Source organism: Streptomyces sp. NPDC056738 (assembly GCF_042790435.1).
In the GTDB taxonomy this organism is placed as follows: domain Bacteria; phylum Actinomycetota; class Actinomycetes; order Streptomycetales; family Streptomycetaceae; genus Streptomyces.
The window spans coordinates 1-17,130 of sequence record NZ_JBHTZF010000024.1 but is presented as its reverse complement, the minus strand read 5'-3'; the positions used below and the strand labels follow the sequence as shown (position 1 = coordinate 17,130).

General features: G+C 69.1%; 22 protein-coding genes. 1 reads left to right on the top strand and 21 read right to left on the bottom strand.

Annotated elements, in window-relative coordinates; all coding sequences use genetic code 11:
- Positions 1–47 precede the first annotated feature (47 nt).
- The 7 genes from ACFRIC_RS38890 to ACFRIC_RS38860 all read right to left on the bottom strand — a co-directional run bounded on the left by ACFRIC_RS38890 (position 48) and on the right by ACFRIC_RS38860 (position 5,201).
- A complete protein-coding gene (locus ACFRIC_RS38890; RefSeq protein ID WP_382796388.1) occupies positions 48–230 on the bottom strand; it encodes a hypothetical protein in 183 nt (60 codons plus the stop codon).
- 80 nt (positions 231–310) lie between these two features.
- Positions 311–694, bottom strand: coding sequence for a hypothetical protein (locus ACFRIC_RS38885; protein WP_382796387.1), 384 nt, complete (start codon positions 692–694; stop codon positions 311–313).
- Positions 695–1,036: 342 nt separating this feature from the next.
- A complete protein-coding gene (locus ACFRIC_RS38880; RefSeq protein ID WP_382796386.1) occupies positions 1,037–2,539 on the bottom strand; it encodes a ParB/RepB/Spo0J family partition protein in 1,503 nt (500 codons plus the stop codon).
- A gap of 172 nt (positions 2,540–2,711) precedes the next feature.
- The gene (locus tag ACFRIC_RS38875; protein ID WP_382796384.1) at positions 2,712–3,041 is read right to left on the bottom strand and encodes a hypothetical protein; all 330 of its coding nucleotides are present in this window, start codon (positions 3,039–3,041) and stop codon (positions 2,712–2,714) included.
- Positions 3,042–3,130: 89 nt separating this feature from the next.
- The gene (locus ACFRIC_RS38870) at positions 3,131–3,628 is read right to left on the bottom strand and encodes a hypothetical protein (protein WP_382796382.1); all 498 of its coding nucleotides are present in this window, start codon (positions 3,626–3,628) and stop codon (positions 3,131–3,133) included.
- Between the two features lie 51 nt (positions 3,629–3,679).
- Positions 3,680–4,150 carry a hypothetical protein gene (locus tag ACFRIC_RS38865; RefSeq protein WP_382796381.1) on the bottom strand — a complete coding sequence of 157 codons (471 nt, stop codon included), beginning with the start codon at positions 4,148–4,150 and terminating at the stop codon, positions 3,680–3,682.
- A 343-nt stretch (positions 4,151–4,493) separates the two neighbouring features.
- Positions 4,494–5,201 (bottom strand): hypothetical protein, encoded by a 708-nt coding sequence (locus tag ACFRIC_RS38860; RefSeq protein WP_382796379.1) that lies wholly within the window; start codon positions 5,199–5,201, stop codon positions 4,494–4,496.
- A 175-nt stretch (positions 5,202–5,376) separates the two neighbouring features.
- Between ACFRIC_RS38860 and ACFRIC_RS38855 the strand changes: the two genes are divergently transcribed.
- Positions 5,377–5,559 (top strand): hypothetical protein, encoded by a 183-nt coding sequence (locus tag ACFRIC_RS38855; RefSeq protein WP_382796377.1) that lies wholly within the window; start codon positions 5,377–5,379, stop codon positions 5,557–5,559.
- A gap of 83 nt (positions 5,560–5,642) precedes the next feature.
- Here the strand turns inward: ACFRIC_RS38855 and ACFRIC_RS38850 are convergent, their stop codons facing one another.
- The 14 genes from ACFRIC_RS38850 to ACFRIC_RS38785 all read right to left on the bottom strand — a co-directional run bounded on the left by ACFRIC_RS38850 (position 5,643) and on the right by ACFRIC_RS38785 (position 16,471).
- The gene (locus tag ACFRIC_RS38850) at positions 5,643–6,875 is read right to left on the bottom strand and encodes a pentapeptide repeat-containing protein (protein ID WP_382796375.1); all 1,233 of its coding nucleotides are present in this window, start codon (positions 6,873–6,875) and stop codon (positions 5,643–5,645) included.
- A gap of 951 nt (positions 6,876–7,826) precedes the next feature.
- On the bottom strand, positions 7,827–8,267 hold the full coding sequence (locus ACFRIC_RS38845) for a hypothetical protein (protein WP_382796373.1): 441 nt from the start codon (positions 8,265–8,267) through the stop codon (positions 7,827–7,829).
- 169 nt (positions 8,268–8,436) lie between these two features.
- Entirely contained in the window at positions 8,437–8,781 is a 345-nt protein-coding gene (locus ACFRIC_RS38840) for a hypothetical protein (RefSeq protein WP_382796371.1), read from the bottom strand.
- Positions 8,782–8,876: 95 nt separating this feature from the next.
- Complete coding sequence (locus tag ACFRIC_RS38835; RefSeq protein WP_382796369.1) at positions 8,877–9,488, bottom strand: hypothetical protein; 612 nt, start codon at positions 9,486–9,488, stop codon at positions 8,877–8,879.
- 66 nt (positions 9,489–9,554) lie between these two features.
- Positions 9,555–9,848: a hypothetical protein gene (locus ACFRIC_RS38830; protein ID WP_382796367.1), complete on the bottom strand. Its 294-nt coding sequence runs from the start codon at positions 9,846–9,848 to the stop codon at positions 9,555–9,557.
- Complete coding sequence (locus ACFRIC_RS38825) at positions 9,803–10,198, bottom strand: hypothetical protein (RefSeq protein WP_382796365.1); 396 nt, start codon at positions 10,196–10,198, stop codon at positions 9,803–9,805. The genes ACFRIC_RS38830 and ACFRIC_RS38825 overlap by 46 nt, the downstream gene beginning before the upstream one ends.
- A 143-nt stretch (positions 10,199–10,341) precedes the next feature.
- The gene (locus ACFRIC_RS38820) at positions 10,342–11,070 is read right to left on the bottom strand and encodes a mucin-2 (protein WP_382796363.1); all 729 of its coding nucleotides are present in this window, start codon (positions 11,068–11,070) and stop codon (positions 10,342–10,344) included.
- 233 nt (positions 11,071–11,303) lie between these two features.
- Positions 11,304–12,026 carry a hypothetical protein gene (locus ACFRIC_RS38815; protein WP_382796361.1) on the bottom strand — a complete coding sequence of 241 codons (723 nt, stop codon included), beginning with the start codon at positions 12,024–12,026 and terminating at the stop codon, positions 11,304–11,306.
- A gap of 176 nt (positions 12,027–12,202) precedes the next feature.
- Positions 12,203–12,541, bottom strand: a complete 339-nt coding sequence (locus ACFRIC_RS38810) for a hypothetical protein (protein WP_382796359.1) — start codon at positions 12,539–12,541, stop codon at positions 12,203–12,205.
- A gap of 159 nt (positions 12,542–12,700) precedes the next feature.
- Positions 12,701–12,919 carry a hypothetical protein gene (locus tag ACFRIC_RS38805; RefSeq protein WP_382796358.1) on the bottom strand — a complete coding sequence of 73 codons (219 nt, stop codon included), beginning with the start codon at positions 12,917–12,919 and terminating at the stop codon, positions 12,701–12,703.
- Between the two features lie 503 nt (positions 12,920–13,422).
- Positions 13,423–13,911: a hypothetical protein gene (locus tag ACFRIC_RS38800; protein ID WP_382796356.1), complete on the bottom strand. Its 489-nt coding sequence runs from the start codon at positions 13,909–13,911 to the stop codon at positions 13,423–13,425.
- Positions 13,912–14,177: 266 nt separating this feature from the next.
- On the bottom strand, positions 14,178–15,356 hold the full coding sequence (locus tag ACFRIC_RS38795) for a DUF932 domain-containing protein (protein WP_382796355.1): 1,179 nt from the start codon (positions 15,354–15,356) through the stop codon (positions 14,178–14,180).
- Between the two features lie 114 nt (positions 15,357–15,470).
- Entirely contained in the window at positions 15,471–16,022 is a 552-nt protein-coding gene (locus ACFRIC_RS38790) for a hypothetical protein (RefSeq protein WP_382796353.1), read from the bottom strand.
- Positions 16,023–16,096: 74 nt separating this feature from the next.
- Positions 16,097–16,471, bottom strand: coding sequence for a hypothetical protein (locus ACFRIC_RS38785; protein WP_382796351.1), 375 nt, complete (start codon positions 16,469–16,471; stop codon positions 16,097–16,099).
- Positions 16,472–17,130 lie beyond the last annotated feature (659 nt).

The window sequence follows — 17,130 nt, the reverse complement described above, 5'->3', positions numbered from 1 at the left end:
AGATGGAGCAGAGTCGTGCACTGGGACGGGCCGCCCGCCGTGCGGCGTCACCTGAGGGCCATCGGCAGGTCTTCCGCCAGCCTGGTGCGCTTCACGTTGCAGTGCTCGCGCACCAGGCCGGCGGATTGCACGGCGGCGAGCAGTGAGGGGCCTCCTCGGACGGGCGGGTGGCTCGACTCGAAGCAGCCGAGCAGGAAGTCGCGCTGAGCGCGGTGCAGGTGGACACGCATCGGGGATGGTCCCTTCCGGGGACTGTGGGGGCGGGCGGTGCGGCCGGGCAGCCGTTGGGCTGCCCCCGGAACAGCAGTGCCTAGGAGTCGGTCGGCTCGTCCAGCTCGATGCATGTGGCCGGCTCCTTGTTCAGGCGGTAGCGCTTCACGCCCTCGGGGATCTTGAAGCGGGGGTCGTACGGGTCCTGGAGGTGGCGCAGCCGGGTGGTGGCTTCCTCGGTGAGGAGGAAGTCGAACCTGGTCTTGGTGCGGTTGGGCTGCTGGACGGTGCCGGTCAGGTTGCGCAGGGCAGCCGGTCGGATGTCGCTGTTGATCTTTCCGGTGCGGCCGGGGGTGATGACCGGGCGCCGTGCGGCGTCCAGTTCGAGCAGCCGCGACGTGGCAGCTTCCTGCACGGCGGTGAGCGTTTCGGTGTCGGGCACGTCACGGAGGAACGCGCGGACTTCGTCGAGAGTGGTGGTCATGGGCAGGGGGCTCTTCCTGGTGGGGAGGGGGTGCCGGGCGTCAGATCTGGCGACCGGGGCTGGGCGGCCTGGTGTCGGCCGGTCCCGGCAGGTGCTCGGGACGGGACGGTGCGGGGTGGTCAGTCCAAGTCACCGGACAGGACGACCAGCGTCCTGCCGGGATTCCGGCCCAGTCCGTGCGGAGGAGGTGGCGCAGGTGGGCCAGGGGCAGGGGCTGGTCTCGCTGGACCGTGGAGTCCTCGGGGTCGGCAGGGGTGGGGCAGGGCATGACGAACTCCCAGGGCGGTGTTCGGGTGGGCGGTGCCGGGGCACGGTGTGCCCCGGCCGTGGTGCGTGCGGTGGTCAGGCGGCGTCCGGCGTCTTGGGCCGGTGGGCGGCGACGGCCTGTTCCTCGACCTCGGAGAGGGCGTAGCTGCCGTTGTCGGCCTGCCCGAGCGTTTCGAGGAGCAGCAGGTAGGCGGCCTGGCGGGGGTGGAGCTTCTTCCACAGGAAGGTGTCGAAGACCTTCGGCCCACGGATGTCGGCCTCGACGGCGGCGGCGACCTGGGCGAACACCAGGTTCGCGAGCCGCGCCTTCGGGAAGGTGGCGGCGAGTTCGGACGGCGCGGTCCGCTCGTCGTCCTTCGCCCCCAGGAAGGCCGCCAGGGTCTGGGTGTCGCCCTTCTCGGCCCACCTGCCGTAGAAGCCGGGCAGGTCCAGCAGCACCTGCTGGGCGAAGAGGCGGGCCTCGTCGGGCAGGCTCTTGCCGCGCACCAGACGCGTCACGAACTGCTGGCGGGGTCCGGCTGCGGCCTTCCATGCCCGGTTGCAGGCAACGACCTGCGCTCGCTCGGCCGACTTCTGGGCCGCCCGCTCCGCTTCGTCGGCGGTGAGGGAAGGCTTGGGCTGCTTGCGGACCTTGTGGCCGTGGGCGGAGGGGTCTGCGCAGTGCCAGACGGGCTGGTTGTCCTCGTCCAGCGTGGCGCAGTGGCCGGGGCAGGCGTGGTGCTTGTCGGCGCTGAGCGGGGCCCCGAGACCAGTCGTGAGATCCGCCAGCGGCTTGACCGACTGCTTCTGCCCGTAGGGCAGACTGGACACCAGGGTGACGCCGGACTCCTTGATGGCGGCGACGGCGTCCTCGCGGGCCTTGACGCTGGCCTGCTCCTCCGTCAGCAGGGCGAACTCCTGGTCCCAGTGCCCGCGCCCGCCCCGGCCCTCTTCCTGGTCCTTCGCGAGGGCCTTGAGGAGTCGCTGCGTGGCCCGGGGGATGTCCTCGACCTCGGTGAGCTGGGCGGTCTGCTCCAGGTCCATGCCTCCGGCCGTGGCCTGCCGAAGCGTCGCGTCGTCGAGCTTCTGCGCGGTGCGAAGGTACCTGACCGCTTCGCGCTTGAGGCCCATCGCCCTGGCGGCCCTGGCCTGGTCGACGTCGTCCATGGCGACGAGAGCGAGTTCCTGGGCTTTGAGGGTGTCGCGGGCGCTCATCTCCTGGCGGTTGTCGTTCTCCACCAGGGACAGGAAGCGGGTGTACCCGTCCTTGCCCGCCAGGTCGGCGCGGACGAACGCCTTGACCGTGCGGACGGGGCGGCCGTCCTGCTCGGCGGTCGCGTTGGCGATCTGCGCGGCCTGGGCGCGGCGCCAGCCCTTGAACACTCCGTAGGTGCCGTCCTCCCTCGGCCGGACGCTGATGGGCTCCTCGACGCCGAGTTCCTTGACGGAGGTGATCAGCTTGTCGTCCGGCTCGGTGTCGTGCTCGCGGGCGTTGAACTCGTCCCGCACGAGCAGGGAGGCGTCCAGTAGTTCGATGCGCGGAGTGGCCTCCTCCTGCTGGACGGAGGCGTCCGGGACGGGGGAAAGCGTTGTGCTCATAGGGATCTCTCCTTGTCAGGAACCGCATCTGCGATGGCGGCGGGGTATCGAGCACCCGGTGACAACATCCATAATAGATGTTTTATGGTGTGTGGCTAGCCCCCCTTTGACCTGCGGTGATGCGGGCCGGGGGGCTGGCCGGGCCGGGCTGTAGGGATGCGTCAGAGGCTGTTCAGTCCAGGTCGTGCACGAGCAGCCAGTCCGGCCCGACCGGAACGGTCAGCCCCAGCTCCTCGACCATGCGCCACAGCGCTTTCCTGCCGACCGGCTGGGCCACCAGATCGGAGGCGGGCAGGAGTTCGTTGGATTCCAGCGACTTCTGGGTGGTCCCCAGGATGACGTGGTCGGTGTCGCCGACGTTGAACAGGGCGACGTGTGCGCAGTCTGCGCCCGTGAGTTCGGCCGCCAGCCGCTGGGCTGCGAGCGCGGAGTCAAGGGCCCGACGGTCCTCGGGCGGCTCGATGGCCACCCCGTAGACGACGTAGACAGAGTGCTGGAGCAAGGGAGGTCTCCTGGGTCTGCTCGCCGGCGGATTGCTCCCGTCGGTGTGCTGTGGTCGGTGTGCGTCAGAAGGAGCGGAGCCGTTGCGGTTCAGTCGTTGGTCGGCAGTCGCTGACTGTCGGCGTGGGCCTTGCGCACCTCGGCGTCGAACTCGGGATGCTGGCGGGCCGCCGAGGGCAGGGCGGCGCTGCGCACGTCCATGGCGCGGGTGAGGGCGCCCAGTTGCAGGGGGGAGAGAACCCAGGGGCCGGACTCGTCGGCGTCAAGCAGTGCCGGAAGGTCGGCGGCCTCGGCCTCCTCGGGACGGGAGAACACGGTGCGCCGCGCCCGGTGCAGCCGCAGCGCGAGAGTCAGGGAGGCGCCCAGGTGCGGGGCGTAGCAGCGCCGGTCGGGGGTGATCACCTGATGGCCGTCCGGCACGTCCAGGATCTGAAGGATGCCCGCGGCCGTGACAAGCCGCTCGTGGTCCCCGACCGGGAGCGCGGCACGGGTGCTCTGGTTGCCGCACGCCTGGCAGGCGTAGGTGTCGGCTGCCCTGACCTGGTAGCGGCCCTCGTGACACCAGTCGCAGATGAGCGGAACGGGCATGCGGTCTCGTCGTCCTTCCCTGGGTGCGCGGGCGCTTGGCGGCGGGGTGATTCAGATCGTCAGGCGGGTGACCTGGCGGGTGGGCAGGTGGACGCGCAGGACGTCTTGGTGGCCGGGCTCGTCGGCAAGGGTCTTGGATAGCTCCGGGTCGGCGAACAGGGCATCCGTCAGCTCCGACTCGCCTACTGGCACGCTGACGACCCGCGTGCTGGCGTGCCGCAGCTCCGGCATCTCCTCGGTGCTGGCGAGCGCCGCGATGAACGGGCTCCACGTGAGGCTCTCCGCTGCCCGGCGCTCCGTCGGTGTGAAGTAGGCGGCCACGGGCGCGGGGGCGTCCCCCTCGTGCTCGGCGACGAACGCGGCGACCCGGTCGACGACGACGTGCTGTAGCGCGTTTTCCGTCGCTGTGAGGCTTTCGATGACGAGTGCCTTCAGTGAGTCCAGGGGGAGGCTGCGGATCGCTTCGCGCAGCAGGGGACTTGTCGGCTGGGACAGCAGCGCTGCCAGCTCCGGAGGCGTCATGAACGGTGCCCTTCTGTGTGGTCGATATGGGCGAGACCCTTGGCGATGTCTCCATAATAGATGCTATTAATATCGTGTGAACCCCCCTCTGACCTGTGCTTTTGCGCCCTTGGGCCGGTGGCTCTCCACGCACGCAGGTCTACGCGGGTTTGTCCGCAGATAGGGGAACTGGCGCGGGCAGAACTGTTCCCGGCTCGCCCAGCACGCCCTGTTCCACCACGCTCACCAGCACGGCCTTCGCGTCGCGTCCTGTACCTCTTGGAGGTCCAGAATCATGCGGGGGCTGGTCCGCTGTCTTGGAAATCCCCATGTGGGTGACCTGCGCTCGCCGCCGGACCCGCTACTACGGCAGGCAAGAATCCCCGATCGTCGGCATTCTCCGCTCGCCCTCGGGGGTGAAGGTCAACGATCCGCGGAACGAGCCGCCGCCGAAACGCACTGCGAGGAGCAACGGTTGCGCATGCTCGGGCGGCCACGGTTCGGCCCCCGGCTCGCTGCCGTTCCACAGGTGGAAGACCACCGTCGGCTGCTGCGGATCCTCCGAGAGGTAGCCGAGCGTCTTCCCGTACAGAGGATTGTTCCCTCCGAACATCACAGAGGGAGGACCGAACTCCGCCGTCACGTCAGCCCAGGTGCGGTCAACTGCGGCCCACCCCCGGACTCGGCCTGTGAGGGTCTCGTACTCCTCAGATGTGAGAACTCGATCGGGCTTGAGCCAGCCGCGTCGCTGCGCGAACTCCGCGTATACCGAGGCGACTTCGTAACAGTCAGCCTGCGCGGGGAAGACATCCTGGAAGGCCCCGCTGGGGCCGATGGGGGTCCAGAGCCCCTGCTCTTCCCAACTCTGCTTCAGATGGTTCCACGCCTCGGGCTGGCGCTCGACGAACAGCAGGTGGTCAATCAGGATCCTGAAAGCCACCTCGCCCCCAAACATCCCGGGCCGGCGCAGGGTGAGGTTGAGCTGATCAATGAGGTGATCGTAGATCTCTTCAGCAGCGGCAAGCGGAGTAGGAAGCGTCACGCACACAGTCTTCCGCATGATGATCACCACAGATCACCTGTTCCACCGACGAAGACGAGTGGATAAATCACAAGGTAGGAAGCTGTGTCTGATCCCTGCACGCCAAATCGACCCTTCCTGTGCCGTGGCACGGGCGGGCCACTGCAGGTTGCAGGGGATGAGGAGGCGGTACGTCAGCTGGGGGTTGGCGAGCTCGGCTACCAGTGTGTGCTGGGCCAGGCACGTCGACTACGGTGCCGCCGCTGTTGACGGCCCGGTGGAACCGGTCCTCGGCGAGTATCTGGTCATGGGTGGCGGCCAGCGCGCCGGCGCACTCGGCGTGCACCGCGGCGACATCGGACCCGCTCAGCACGACGTGGGTGCGGTAGCGGCCCTGGACAAAGGCTGATGCGGTGGTCCTGGACGTGCCACTGCAACGGGACCCCGGCGGTGGCGAGCTGCCGGTGCGCCCACAGTTTCAGGCCGCTGAGATCAAACCAGCCAGCCGGGAGGAAGGGTGATTGTTTCAGGAACAGGAGTGCCGACGGCATAGAGAAGCCCCCAGGGGGCTGGACCCGTTGCCCGGATGAAGCGCACGGTGCTGCCGGAGAATGTCGCGCGGTCAAAGGACACGGTGCTGCCGGAGAATGTCGCGCGGTCAAAGGACACCGTGCCACCGGAGAACGTCGCGTCGCCGTAGGACACGGCGCCAGCGGCGAACACTGCGCCGAGGAAGGACACCCTGCCGTCGGAGAAGATTGCCTCGTCGAAGTCCACCACACTGCCGGAGAAGATCGCGCAGTCGAGGATGGTCTCTGCACCGTGGAAGGGCACCGTGCCGCCGAAGGACACCGTGCTGCCGGAGAATGTCGCGCCCCGGAAGGACACCCTGCCGCTGGAGAACTGGGCATGATCGAAGGACACCACGGCTGTGGAGAACGTCGCGTCGCCGAAGTTCACCGTGCCGCCAGAGAACCTCGCGCGGTCGAAGAAGACCGCGCTGTTGAACGTCGCGCCGCCGAAGTCCACCCCGCCACCGGAGGGAAAGACTGCGCCGCTGAAGTTCATGTAGCCATCGATGGTGACACCGGTGAGATCGAGGTCGCAGCCTTGCCATGAGCGGTGGGTGCCTTGGGGACGTCGGTAGTGATCGCCGATGAGACGCAGGATGGTGTGCCGAACCGTGCGAAAGGCCAAGTACTGGTGGTGCCCGTCCAGGTGGATCGGGTCTGTGCCGGGGTCGGGGGTGAAAGGAAGCCGGAGGTAGGCGCACAAAACGTCGATGCAGGTCTGGCGCAAGTCCTGCGTGGGTGCGTCATCAGCGAGGCCGGCCAGGGCATGGACACCCCCGAGCCGGACGGCAGGGGAGTCTGAGCCGAGCTTGTCGACGGCCTGGGAGAAACGCTCGGTGTGGAGCCGGGTGGCCTCACGGTGCGAACCGGCCTCGTCAACGCGCTGGCGCCGGTAAGCCACAACCAAGGCAACGAGCGCGCCGGCCCCGGCGACCACGCCGAAGGAGAGTTTCAGTAAGTCGAAGAGAGTCTTCGCGTCGAGTGTCGCAGTGGCGCCAATCTTCCGGAAGTCCAGCAGGGACACCAAGCCGTAGAAGACGCCCCCAGAGACCACAACCGCGGCGACGAAGGTGACGGACAAGGCCCGGCCGACCCTCCACAGCCGCAGTTCTCGATCATCTCCAGTTGATCGCGGCCCCCGGTTCAATGCCATGCCAAGAGAGACACAGCTTCCCGACCTGCGGTTGCAGCGGGCGGGCTGCTGGCGGCCCCGCGGCGCGGACGTCAGCCGCGGTGGTGCCCACCGGACGGTGGTCCCCGAACCCGGGACCGGACAACGCTGCGCCCCGGACGACGGGGCACAGCCGCTATCGCACAGGGCACAGAGAGCGTTCAGGATCTGACCGAGGCAGTGTCGAACGCGTGCCTTAGGTGAGCGTCCCGGTCGCGGCGGGGATTCCTTCGGGGAGTCTCAGGGGCGGGGCTGGCTGCGGCACACGTGCGCGTCGTGCCAGGTGAATGCGACCGGAGAGCATTCCTGCGTGGTGCATCCCGGAGACAGTACGGAGCTACGGCACGGGAGTCGTGCGCAGATACAGTTGGGGTGGGGATTCAGGTGGAGATGCTCGGCGGGTTCGGGTTCGGGGAACACGCTGCTATCTCTCTTAGGGCAAGGGGGCGGTCGGCGTTCTCGGAGCGGCTGGGCGGTGGGCTTGCCCAGCTCGCACGGCGTGAACCGTTGGCGGTCTGGACCGTCGCCGGGCTCGGCTCGATCGGCCTCGCGGAGCTCGGCACCGCCGCGGGCCAGATGCCAGGCCGGCGGCGGTGGGCACATCGGGCAGGGCCCTGCTCCCGGGCGCTGCGCCGACGGGCCGGGTGCTCCGTGGACGGTTCAAGGACTCAGCCGGTGGGCGGGCGCTGCTGCTCGCGGCGTTCGCTGTCCCGCCGTGCGTCTTCGGCGGTGTATCCGGTGTCGCAGTGCGGTCGGCCCGGCGGGCACGCCGCAGGACTCACAGGGCCCCGTGAAGTCCTCGGAGGGAATCCACGGGCGTGGCTGGTTGGGGGGCGGGGTCGCGCTGATGGCTGGCTCTCCTGCGGGGCGGCCGGCCTGGATCGGGTAACGGCCGCCCCGTGGATGGGCGGGTGTCGGGCGTGGGTGGCGCGGTCAGAAGGTGCAGGTCCCGGCGAGGGCTCGGCGGCATGCGGGCGCGATGGATGCGGTGCCGCGGATACACAGGTCGCTGGTTCGTTCCTGGTCGCGCCACCAACGGGCCTCGGGGTCCCAGCCGCTCTCGCCGACGATGAACCCGTAGAAGGTGCCGGCGCCGAACTCCCGGTACTGGCCAAGGCCCCAGGTGTGGACGTCCTCGTGAGCGAGTGGCGAGGCGAGCAGGCCCTCGAAGATGGTGCGCACGGTGGTCGCGGCCCAGGAGTCGGCCGGGTGCGGGTCGGACTCGAAGAAGATGCCGCGCGCCTTGGGGTCGATGCCCTTGAGCGAGGCGATGGTGAGCGGGCGGGCGATGGCGTCGAGGATGACGGCGTACGGACGGCCGGCGTGGTCCGTCGTGACCGTGACGTCATCCGTCGTGAGCGTAGGGGCGGTCACGGGGATTCCTCCGGTTCGGGGTGCGGTGTGCAATCGGCCTCGTGCGTCTGTCTGTTCGGTGGTGCCGGGCCCGGCGGCAGGAAGCGAGTCGGTGCGCCGTGGCGCGGTCGCATGTCCTGCCGCCGGGCGGTCTGTGGGGCAGCCCCTTGGTAGGGCGCCGGTCGGCGGGTCAGAAGAGCGTGATGGCCGGATCGGTTTCCAGTACGCCGAGGGCGGCGCGGATGGCGGCGCGGGTCTCTGCGCTCGGGCGGGAGTAGGGGAACTTCAGGGCGCGCACGGCGCTGTCGAGTGCGTCATCGCTCAGCATCTCGGCCTTCTGGCCGCTGCGGTACAGAGCAAGCGCGGTCGCGGTGGCCACGCGGCCGCGGTTGTAGGTAGTGGCCTGCTCTGCCGTGAGGTCGGGGCCGAATACCTCGCGGGCGGTCGGCGGCAGCGGCGGGGTGCCCGTGGTGAGACCGCGAGCGGTCAGCCGGATCACGGGCGGGAGCAGGGTGCGGAACAGCGATTCCAGCATGGCGTCTCCTGAGGGTGCAGGGGGCGACCGGCCCCGCCTAGATTTATAATAGAGGAATTTATGTGGGTGTGAACCCGGCCTTTGAGCTGCGCTTTCTATTCTTCTTGTGCGGCTGCGAGGGTGGCCAGCATGGCGGTGATTGCCTGGAGGTTGCCGGATACCTCGACGCTGATCCAGTCCCCTGAGGGCCCGATGACTGCATGGACTTTGTCGGTCTGGGCCGGTCCGGGCTCTTCCTGGGGCTCGGGAGCGCGCTGCCAGGACACCTGTGTGCGGCGGTGGAACGTTTGGACCTGGGCGCCGGGGAGCGGCCGGGCCAAGGCTTCGGCCACTGTGTGACGGGCGCGGGCTTCGGCCTCCTTCTGCTCGACTATCAGGGTGGCCACTTCGGCTGCTTCGGCGTGCAGCGGGTACAGCCGGCGTGTGATCTGTCGTGCGATGTGTCGGGCGCTGGTGGCCGTGACGCCGATCGACGGGGTGGGGAGGTCGGCGCCGTGCGGAAGAGCGGCGTAGACCTTGAGGCGGGTGGGCTGGTCGGAGTCGTGCTGGCGCAGACTCAGGGTGCGTCCGTCGTTGTCGATGATGAGCCGGGCCAGCATGTGGGTGATCTTGGTGTCGGGGGCGGTGCGGCAGTGTGTGCCCAACTCGCGCGCGATCTCGTCGGCGAAAGTGTTGAACTGCTCCTGTGTGGTCAACTCCGGTGGCATGGCGGCTTGTTCGCTCCTTCGACTTCGTGGCCCCATGGGGTCGGTTGGGTGCTCCTGGGGTCCTGCTCAGGCGGGGAAGTCGCGTATGTGCGCGGTGACGGTCCGGGCGGACAGGACGGGGCTGTGGTGGAACGGCTCTGCGCAGCTGGCCTGCCACAGGCTCGCGGGCCGGGATGGGGTGATCTGGTTGCTGGTGGCCGGGGAGATGGTCCAGCGGCGCCGGTGGGGGTCGGTGACGGTGTAGGTGAGCAGTTCGGGGCGGTCCTGGTTGCCGTTGTCCGTCCAGGCGAGGCCAGCCGCGGTGAGGGCACTGCTCAGTTGGGTGCAGCGTGCGGGGGTGATGTGGGCGAACGTGGCCACGGGGCGGTTCTCCTTCGTCCGGCGGCCGCGCGCGACCGCGATGCGTGCTGGCTGTAGTGGTGGCGGACCTTCCTGCGGCGGCGGGAAGTGCGGTTGCGCCGCGCCCGCTGGCGTGTCAGGTCCTGGCGGATCCGCTCGGCCGTCTGCGCTGCCTCGTTGCGGGCGGTCGCCTCGGCTTCCGTGGCGCTGGCCGCGTAGACGATCTCGACGCCTCCGTCTGCGTCCCACGCGTCCCAACGGATCTCCTCGTAGGCCTCGTCCGGGTCGTCCGACGCCTGCTGGATCTGCCAGATCGTGAGGTCGGGGCCGGACCACTGTCCGATGACGAAGAAGGGGCGTCCGTCGGGCACCGGTGTCCTCCTGGCCGCGCGCAGCGCGCTCTTGGCGGGTTGTCAGGTTGGGTGCGAGAGGGGGCGGGGTGAGGGGAACCCCCCTCTCGCTCTATCTGTAATAGATGCAATGTGGTGGGTGTGAATCCTGTCCTGACCTGCGGCTACTTGCCCGCCATGCGCCGGGTGCGCGCTACCCGGGGGCCCGTGGGGAGATCGGCGATCAGAACGGTGGCGTTGTCGGCGTGGCTACCGGCGTGCTCGATCGCGGCGGAGACGAAGCTGTCGGCGGCCCGCTTGGGGCTCCAGTCGAGATAGCGAGCGAGCTTGCGGGCCGAGTCCTCCAGGGGCTCGTACGCGCCGTCGCTGGCGAGCAGCAGGCGATAGGCGTCCGCGGGGGCGGTGGCGGCCTCGATCGCCGGGTGCCCGTACTGGCCCTTGCGCTGGTCGTCGGATTCGACGGCCCCCAGATAGGACGTCACGACGTTGCGCCTGCCGTTGAAGACGCGTCGCAAGTTGTGGTCGGCACCGTCCGGGGTGAGGGTGTAGGCGCGGACGTCGCCGCACCTTGCCACGGTCAGATGCTGGCCGGGGGTGGTGACGGCGACAGCTGCACACGCGCTGGGGAGGTGCGCGAACGGGGAGCTGCGCTCGGGTTCGGCGGCGTAGCGGTCGTAGACGGATCGGAGGCCGGCCTCGGCGTCGCCGCGCCGGGCGGCGGCACGGGCGATGCGGCGGGCGGCGGTCCGGGTCCAGGCCTGTACCTCGTCATTGGAGCCGATCCCGTAGCACAGGACGTACGCGCGGGCCCCGTTGTGGGTGTAGGTGGCAGTGGCGTCGCACTGGTGGGAACGGTCGCCAATCAGCTGAGCGGACGCGTGGGCCTGTGGCATGGATGCTCTCCTTTTGAAAGGTGTTCTGTCGTACTGCGCCCGCCGAAGGGGAGTGCGGGCGCAGGACGACAGTCATCGGCCAGTGGCGTGCTGGCCGGGTTGACCGCGTGCGCACCCTGGTGTGGCGTGCGACGTGCGGCAGTCTGGTTCGAGTGTGAGAGGTGGGGGCGAGGGAGATGGGATCTGCTCGCACTATCTATAATGGATGCTTCATGGAGTGTGTAAACCCACTCTCAACCTGCAATGGCGGACGTAGCGGGCCGCGTCTGGTGGACCGCGCGCCGCGTCCGTTGCTGGGCGCGCAGCGAGGCGGCTTCGGTCTCGGCGTTGCGGGCGCGGTCGTGTTCGCCGGCGGCTTCGGTGAGGCAGTAGGGGCCCAGCCACGCCTGTACGTCGACCTGGCGGGCCAGTGAGCCGTCCCGGTCGGCGAGCAGGAGCAGCAGGACGGGGGAGGGGTGGGCGGTGAACCAGCGGGCGACGGTCCACCAGGCGGCCACGGCTGCGCGGAGCGCGGGCCGGGAGGCGTGGGCTTTGTCCTCCAGGCGGGCGGCTGCGCCGCGGTGGTAGTCGGCCGACCATGCCAGGAAGCGCAGCAGGGTGGGGGTGTCGCGTTCGCGGGAGGCGGTGAGGATCTGGGGGAAGTCGGCCCGCTGCTCGACGTGTTCGGCGCACGCGCGCAGGACGGCGGTGAGCGTTGCCGCTGTCCTGGGTGAGGGTTCGTGTCCGGCGGCGGACTCCATCGGATAGACGGATACCTGGGGGCGGTCGGCGGGGGTGTCGCGGTAGAGGGTGAGGCTGCGTGCGAGCCGCGGCAGTACGTCGGCGGGGGCGGTGGCCTGGAAGGCGTTGAGGGGGCCGAGACAGGCGCGGACGGCGGTGAAATGGTCCCAGTGCCGCACGTGGTGGGTACCGGTGACGTGCACGCTCCCGCGCATCGCTCCTCCAAGGTCGAACACGACGGAGTCGCCTTCGCGGGGGCGGGCGGTGGCGTGGACGGCGCCGGCGGGCGTCTCGACGCTGAGGCTCGGGTTTATGGGCGGCTGCTCCTGGAGGCGGTCGACGCGGTGAACGGGCGGAGCCGGTGCCCGGTGGGGCCCGGCAGGTGCGCCGGGCCGCACCGGGGCGGCGGGGGTCAGAACAGTTCGTCGATGTGCTCGTGCGCGGCTTCGGTGATCTCGTCGGCACTGCTGTCCGCATCGACGTACGGCAGGTGCATCACGGCGCCGGAAACGTCATTGCGCAGGAACACGCATCCGGCCTCACACACCCCGATGGTGAACACGGCCTGATGCGCGTTGCGCAGGTGCCCGGTACGGCCCCCGGGGCCCTCGGCGGCGCCCCACTGGCACTGGTCCCCCAGAAGCGCAACGACCTGCTGCGCCACCGTGCCCATGAGGGAGGTGGGTTCGTCCTCTTCGTCGTCGAACGGCATGTGTGCCCAGCGGAACGTGTGCCTGCTGGCGGTGGGCATGACGGCTCCTCAGATGATGGTCGTGCTGGGTGGGCGGTTCTGGTCTCCCCGCGCCTGACGAAGGGGAGGGGCGGGCGCGGGGAGACAGACTGCGGCCAGTGGCGTGCTGGCCGGGGCCGTGTCCCTCAGGGGGCTGGAGAGGGACACGGGGCCAGGGGGCTACGTCTGCGGGATGGTGTAGGTCGAGCAGGTGTGGCCGCTGCCGTCGGCTCGGGAACGGGGCCACAGACGCGAGAGATCGTGTTCAGAATCGGGGTACTTGCACTCGGCGCACGGCGGGCCCCAGGATTCGGGCTCGGCGGCCGGTTCGGCCGTGTAGACGTCCGGGGTGCTCCACGGGAACCCTCCGGGGTCGGACCGGACGGACGCGTCGGGCATGAGGTGGGCCCACCCTGCGGGCCACCCGACAACGGGCTTGCGGCGGCACCGGGCGACGGCATCGCGGACGGCACGGCCGCGCCACAACTGTGGGATACCGGCCGGTCCGGTGACGCGGTAGGCGGGGGCGGTCACCTGCTCGTCCGGCCTGTTGATCAGGATGCCGGACGCCTTGTCGGGGGTGAACGTGGTTGCGGGTCTGGCGGTAGCGGATGATGCCGTCGTCCGTAATCCGGGCCTCGCTCAACCGCCAGAAGTTGAGGTTGCCGCGTAGGAACCTGTCCAGCCCCTCGCCGTCGGTGGTGCGGCCGAACTGGGCGGTGCGGGCGGGGAAGTCCCCCGCGCGGCCTGCGGTCTGGGCATAGCGCGCGTGGATGTCGGCGACGGCCATGTGGATGTACGGGCCCTCAATCCCCCACTCCGGGATGCGGTAGGCAATCAGCCGCGTACCGGGGAGCGGCTGACGGGCGGGGATGTCGATGGGATCCGCGGTGGCAGGCGCGTCAGGCACGGCCGGATTCCTTGTCGCTGGCGGGCGGCTCCGGGAGAGACGGCGCGGCGTAGATCTCGCGGTCCTCAGCGGGCACACCGGGGCAGGGCATGAGCGCGACCTCGAGGGTCGTGCGGTCCATGGGGTGCAGCCATCCGTCACGTACCGTCCAACCGCAGGTGCGGGGGCGCGGCTCGGCGGCTGTGGTGGCTATGAGCGTGGCGCCGGTGACGGTGCTGCCCTCCAGCGCGAACACGAGGAACACGGCCAGCGTGTAAAAGTCGTCAGAACCGAGAATGCCGCTGAGCTGGACGTCCGCTGTAGGGGAGAACTCCACGGTCTGACACAGGGGCACGTCATCGGTCCGCAGGATCGCGATGTCCAGGGTCCGATGCCCGGGGCCGATGGTCTCGAACACGGCGGCCAGCGCTGACAAGGTGCGCTCCATAGCGGCCTGAGTGGCGGCGTCGTCTGGGCGGCTGATTCCGGGGCGTGCGGGCATGTCGAATCACTCCTTGGCGAGAGGGGGGACAGCAAAAGGCCGGCGGGGCCGCCCGGACGGCGGTGGGGCGGTGGGCGATGCCGCACTCGCTCATGGCCCCGGCGGCCTTGGCGCGCGGTCTGCTCCGCAGACGCGATGCTCTGCCGCTATGCGGCAGAGGGCCGAGGCCGGCGCGCTCCGTCGGGGGACGCGGCGCGCTCCGCGCTCGGGAGGCTGGGCCCGTGCGGGCCGGGTGTCGGGGTCACCCGGCCCGCACGGGGGTCTTGTCAGCCGTGCGCGGCGGCGGCTGTGAGGGCGGGCAGCGCGAGCGCTTCCAGGGCGGCGGCCTGGTCGGCGTCGGTGAGCGTCTGCGCGGTCGACGTGACGGCCTGCATCACGCCTCCGGCCGTCATCTGTCCGCCCCGCACAAAGTGGGCAAGGATGGTGTCCCTGGTCTCCTTGTTGATCTTGAGGGCGCTCGTGACGTGCTCGATCGTCTTCGTCGGCTCCGCCACGGGCTTACCGGCTGCGGCCTGGATCTCGCGGAGCTTCGCCTCGACGTAGTCCCGCGACAGGAAGGTGCGGACGGCGTCGGCGGTCTTGGACGTGATGACCGCAAGTTCCTTCTTCTGAGTCTCCTGCGACCAGGACACGACGCCTTCGCCGTGCTTGGCGCCGACGTGCACGGCGCGCATGACGTCCATAGGCAGAGTCAGGCCGTTGGTGCACACCTGCATGACCACGCGCGGGGTGACCGACCACGCGCCGGATCCGACTTCGCTGTTCGTGATGACGAACCCGGCCGAGACGACCGGGAGTTCGTTGCCGCTGCGGCCGTCGAACGGGGAGCGGTACCCGCTGAGAAGCTCGGGCGCCATGACCTCGACCGCCTTGGACTCCACCCGCACGTACATGCGCCGGTCCGTGAGGTCACACCCGGTGACGTCGGTCGGGTGCCCCGCCTCCTGCACGCCCTCCAGCGCGGCAAACAGGATGTCAAGGTTGTCCATGACCTTGTAGCTGTCGGACATGAGCGCGCGGGCCACGCCTTCGGCGGGCGCGGCGCCGGGGGTGCTGTCGCCCCGGAGCGCGCGGAGCATGAAACGGCGGCTCGGGTCCTTCCGGAGCCACGCGTTCACGTTCTCGTCCAGGAGCGGCACGTTCTCGGCACGCATGCGACGCAGGTAGCTGACCGGGATGCTCAGCTTCTCCGCAACGTGCTCGTCGGCAACGGCGGTGGGGCGGTAGGTGCCGTCAACGGTGGTGACCCCGTCGGCCGTGATCTGCCGCTCTATGCCCTCGACCTGGACGTTCCCGTCCCGGAACGACAGGGCGGACGCGGACGTCACGACGTCCAGTTTCCGCTCCCGGTGGTCCTCCAGCATGGTGACCAGATCGCGGAGATCGGCGTTCCGGGCACTTCGGGGGGCTGCTGTCGTGGCGCGCTCGGCGTACTGCTGAGTCATGCGGTGTTCCCCTTCGTTGCTGATGCTTGGAATCGGGGGGCGGGGCCACCGCCCCCCGACACCACTAATAATAGAGGCTTCTGGGTTCCTGTGAACCCTGCCTGTGACCTGCGGCTATGAGTGCCAGTAGTACTCCTGATGAGGCGTCAGACTCTGGCGACGCACCTTCATGACCAGCGGTGCGACGGACGAACCGACCACCCGTCCCAGGTCGAACCGGACTTCCGGCTCGTATCCAAGTTCGCGGCTGTCGACGTGCATGCCCACCACCCAGTAGTCACCGTGCATGCGGGGCAGGCTGCCGTGATAGGTGACCTTCTGCCACAGTGCGGGGATGTCGTAGGGCAGACGCCGGGCGGTGTCCAGCGCGAGCCGGTTTGCCACTGCCTCCGCCATGAGTGTGGCGAATGCGGCGTCGATGTTCTCGCTGTCTACGGGCACCCCGGCCAGTGCCGGGCCCGTGTGTCCCGTCCGTACGCCGGTCGCCCAACCCAACCTGAAGAAGGGGCGCACCGTTTCGAGGAAGCGCGCGGGCACCCGCAGCGCTTCGGGGTCGCGGTCGCTTCGGGCCAATTCCTGGAGAGCATGCGCTGACGCGTCCAGTTCAAGCTCTGAGTACGGCTCGCCCCGGAGTTCTGCCGCTGCGCCCATCTGGGTCTCGTCCATTGCCACTCCTTGTCGTGGATTCCTGTCCGGTCGATACCGGGGCGCCCGGAGGGCGCCCCGGTGCGGTGGTGCCGCTATGCGAGGAATCCACGCGAGCGCAGGAATTCGGACGTCATGTGAGCGATCCCGTTTGCGCTGTAGAGCTGGGGAATCTGGTGGATCACCTTTCCGGTGCGGCCCGTTTTCTTGTCGGGCTCAATGAATTCGTGGACCAGCCGGTACGACTCTTTGGCCCTGGGAATTTCCAGCACGACCGCGCCGGCCTTCGTGTCGAACCGGATTCCGGTGTAAAGGGAATCCTGGTTGTGAACGATTGTTGCCCCGAGCCGCTGGCACATGAGCGGCAACAGGTTGGCGATAGTGCGGGCCTGAATGGCAATCGGAGTCATGGGGGCGTCAATGCCGCCCGTGACGGGCCGTACGATCCCGTCGCTGATCTTGATTTCCACGGCTTCCCCTTCGTTGTCCTGCTTGGTGACGGTGCCGGGGCTCGCCTTGCCCCTGCAATACCCATAATAGATGCTTAGGCGTGTGTTTGGTACCCCCCCCAGGTTCGGCTTTTGATGTTGCGTTAGCTGTTGCGCTACCTGCTGCGCTGGCTGTTCCCGCTCCCTTCGGGAATTCGCCAAACGTGCCTGCACAGAGGGTGTTTTCAGGTGGTGGGGTGGTCTGACATCCCCTCAGCTTCCCCGTCCCGTTGTGCCCGCCTTGATAGGCGGGCGGGCACAACGGGACGGGGTCGCCTCGGGGATTCGGGGTCTGTTGTCCGGCTGGCGCCGGAGGCGCGTGGAGCGCCGGTGGACGGCGCTCCGGGTACTGGGCGCCCGGAGGGTGCCTACAGCTCCTCTCACCCCCTCTCTGACACTCCCTCACCCACGTACCGGCCCGGCCGGGTTGGGCCCGGAGGGACCAACCCTCCCCGGATTCCGTGGAGTTCTCTCCCCACGGAATCCAACCCCAACTCTCTTTCTCTCTCCAGGAATCCGGAGGATTCCTGACATCCCCTCAATTCGTGCCGGAGGCACGCAGGTTTATGAATTCCGCCCGGAGGGCGAATTCATAAACCTGCGCCGGAGGCGGAATGCTTTTCGCGCGGGGACGCGCGAAA

What these genes read in the sequence shown, in the direction of transcription:
- ACFRIC_RS38890 (WP_382796388.1), bottom strand. Translation starts at nt 230, where the DNA reads ATGCGTGTCCACCTGCACCGCGCTCAGCGCGACTTCCTGCTCGGCTGC.
- ACFRIC_RS38885 (WP_382796387.1), bottom strand. Translation starts at nt 694, where the DNA reads ATGACCACCACTCTCGACGAAGTCCGCGCGTTCCTCCGTGACGTGCCC.
- ACFRIC_RS38880 (WP_382796386.1), bottom strand. Translation starts at nt 2,539, where the DNA reads ATGAGCACAACGCTTTCCCCCGTCCCGGACGCCTCCGTCCAGCAGGAG.
- ACFRIC_RS38870 (WP_382796382.1), bottom strand. Translation starts at nt 3,628, where the DNA reads ATGCCCGTTCCGCTCATCTGCGACTGGTGTCACGAGGGCCGCTACCAG.
- ACFRIC_RS38865 (WP_382796381.1), bottom strand. Translation starts at nt 4,150, where the DNA reads ATGACGCCTCCGGAGCTGGCAGCGCTGCTGTCCCAGCCGACAAGTCCC.
- ACFRIC_RS38850 (WP_382796375.1), bottom strand. Translation starts at nt 6,875, where the DNA reads ATGGCATTGAACCGGGGGCCGCGATCAACTGGAGATGATCGAGAACTG.
- ACFRIC_RS38840 (WP_382796371.1), bottom strand. Translation starts at nt 8,781, where the DNA reads ATGCTGGAATCGCTGTTCCGCACCCTGCTCCCGCCCGTGATCCGGCTG.
- ACFRIC_RS38835 (WP_382796369.1), bottom strand. Translation starts at nt 9,488, where the DNA reads ATGCCACCGGAGTTGACCACACAGGAGCAGTTCAACACTTTCGCCGAC.
- ACFRIC_RS38820 (WP_382796363.1), bottom strand. Translation starts at nt 11,070, where the DNA reads ATGCCACAGGCCCACGCGTCCGCTCAGCTGATTGGCGACCGTTCCCAC.
- ACFRIC_RS38810 (WP_382796359.1), bottom strand. Translation starts at nt 12,541, where the DNA reads ATGCCCACCGCCAGCAGGCACACGTTCCGCTGGGCACACATGCCGTTC.
- ACFRIC_RS38805 (WP_382796358.1), bottom strand. Translation starts at nt 12,919, where the DNA reads ATGCCCGACGCGTCCGTCCGGTCCGACCCCGGAGGGTTCCCGTGGAGC.
- ACFRIC_RS38800 (WP_382796356.1), bottom strand. Translation starts at nt 13,911, where the DNA reads ATGCCCGCACGCCCCGGAATCAGCCGCCCAGACGACGCCGCCACTCAG.
- ACFRIC_RS38795 (WP_382796355.1), bottom strand. Translation starts at nt 15,356, where the DNA reads ATGACTCAGCAGTACGCCGAGCGCGCCACGACAGCAGCCCCCCGAAGT.
- ACFRIC_RS38790 (WP_382796353.1), bottom strand. Translation starts at nt 16,022, where the DNA reads ATGGACGAGACCCAGATGGGCGCAGCGGCAGAACTCCGGGGCGAGCCG.